Source organism: Enterococcus plantarum (assembly GCF_001730295.1).
Classification (GTDB): Bacteria; Bacillota; Bacilli; order Lactobacillales; family Enterococcaceae; genus Enterococcus_L; species Enterococcus_L plantarum.
In genome coordinates this window covers 1-2,220 of record NZ_MIKA01000031.1, presented here as the reverse complement: position 1 = coordinate 2,220, position 2,220 = coordinate 1, and the positions used below count along the sequence as shown (strand labels likewise).

At 30.8% G+C, this 2,220-nt stretch carries 3 protein-coding genes and 1 pseudogene; all 4 read left to right on the top strand.

Translation table 11 applies throughout. From position 1 onward, the window contains the following. Positions 1-572, top strand: a pseudogene (locus BCR22_RS15740) (hypothetical protein); the annotation flags it as partial. Position 573: 1 nt separating this feature from the next. After that, complete coding sequence (locus BCR22_RS09765; protein ID WP_069654728.1) at positions 574-831, top strand: hypothetical protein; 258 nt, start codon at positions 574-576, stop codon at positions 829-831. Positions 832-848: 17 nt separating this feature from the next. Continuing rightward, a complete protein-coding gene (locus BCR22_RS09760; protein WP_069654727.1) occupies positions 849-1,541 on the top strand; it encodes an enhanced serine sensitivity protein SseB C-terminal domain-containing protein in 693 nt (230 codons plus the stop codon). Positions 1,542-1,683: 142 nt separating this feature from the next. Next, positions 1,684-1,818, top strand: coding sequence for a DUF2247 family protein (locus BCR22_RS16040; protein ID WP_420841170.1), 135 nt, complete (start codon positions 1,684-1,686; stop codon positions 1,816-1,818). Positions 1,819-2,220: the final 402 nt, after the last annotated feature.

The window sequence follows — 2,220 nt, the reverse complement described above, 5'->3', positions numbered from 1 at the left end:
CGACAGATATTTTGACAGTGGGCACCATGTTATCAGCAGTAAACGGATTGAAAAACACGGCAAAGAATGTTACAACTAAGTTGAAAGCGCCAAAAGTTGGGTCGGTTGTGGATGACGTGGCTAAGGGGGCCAATGGTAAATATAGTACAAAAATAGATTCTAAAGTAATAGAAATAGAAAAAGCAAATTTACCAGATGGTCTGAAAAAAACATATACAGATAATTATTATAGGACTGTCGAATCCGTAGACGAATTAAAAACTTATAGAACATTTGGTGGAAATGCAGATGCCGGCGGAGCATTTGCTACAACAGAGCGTGCGGTTTCGAGAATAGATTCCAAGATAGATACTGCACTTCTACCAGAGTGGAAAAACTCTAGAATGTATGAAGCGGAAATAACAATACCTAAGGGTGAAAAACTTAACATTGGTAAAGTAGCATCTCAAACTAATGATAAAACAGGTACTGTTTTAAAGGGAGGAGCGGATCAAATATTGTTGCCTCAAGATTGGCCATTGGATTGGATTACGGATATTAGAGTAGTACCTAGTAAGATAGGAGTGAAGTAGAATGGAAGAATTAAAGGAGACATGCAAAAAGATTTTATTAATTTTAGATAACGAATTTCCTAGCCAACAAAATTATGAAGGAGTTATAAGGGATATCCATAACCTTGTTAATAAAATTTATACATTATCACTGAGTGGTAAAACTTATAATGAGAAAATAAATTTAAATAGTTTGATTAGACAGTTTGTTGACGAAACTACACATTTTTCTAGTCCTGTAATTCCAGAATTAGAAAAATTAGATAGATTGTTATCATGAATTTAGGAGATAAAAGAATGGAAGAAGAAGTCCAAAATCCCGAATTAGTAGCAAGAATTGAAGGTATAAAGAAAAATTATACGGGGAAAAATGAGCAATTTTTTTATGAAGAATTAGAAAACTCAAAATTATTATTACCAGTTAATTTGGATTATAGAAATAAAATTAGCATTATTAAAATCGAGGACTCTGTAGGCAATGATTATTTACCAGCTTTTACAGACTGGGATAATTTACGATTAGGAAAAGAAAGTCATGCTGTAGTTTTTACTATATATGATTATTTGAAAATTATTCAAGAAGATTTATCTGTTACTGGTATAGTAATCAATCCTTATAGTCAAAATCTGGTTTTAAATAAAGATAATTTAGAATTTATACAGTCAAATAGTGGGAATATCAAAGAAAATGAGCAAGTGTCAATTGGACTCCCAGCTGAGTATCCAGAGTTTTTTGTAGATAAATGTAAAATAATTTTTGGAAAAGAAACAAAAATCAGTAAAGCCTTTTTGTTGCAAATGGTACGAGAAAATCTCCAAAAAAGTTTCTTGTTAATTATTGACTCGGAAAATGACGATGAAATATTACCTTATGTAAATAAAAAGATACAAAGATATCTAAGAAAAGAAGATATACTTGATACCATTTCTTTTAACAGTGATTTTGGGAGGAATGTTACCCAAGAATACAGCCCATTTTATGAAAAATGAACTGTGTAAATGTTACGGTTTATACACTCAATTAATAAAAAAATATTGTAATAATCGCTATTTTTTAAGCCTCCTAATATAAAACAGAAATATATACCAGATAGGTACATGAAAGATGTCATAGTTTTTTTAATCAAAGCTAATGGATACTATTATTGATGATAACGATTTGCTAAACAAAATTACCGAGTTTTATGACAATAATAGTTACTCAGAAAATACCTCTGAATTCATAAATTATATACCTAAAGAAATTCCTACTACAAAAAAGGATTGATAGACAGATTTCATGAATTTTTAGATTTTGTTCTATCCATCGTGAATATTCAGTGGAAGAACAATCAGATGAGTTATAGGCTATTAAAACGGTATTAGTGAGAAACAACACTAGTACCGATTTTCGTATATCAAAATTAAGAAGACAAATTTAAGAAAAATTCCAATTCATATGTATCTTCGGTGGAAATATATATGCGTACATGACGACAGAAGAAGCCATTTCTTATTATGAAACACTTTCTAGAATGGCCACAACGGAGTAGTGTATAAAAACGTAAAGAAACGTAAAGAAAGGAGCAAATAATGGGCTTTCATGTCGAAACAGCCGAAATGAAAAAGGCGTTGGAACAGTATCAAAAACTATCAAAAACGGCACAAGAACAACTAAATAATGCGAAAA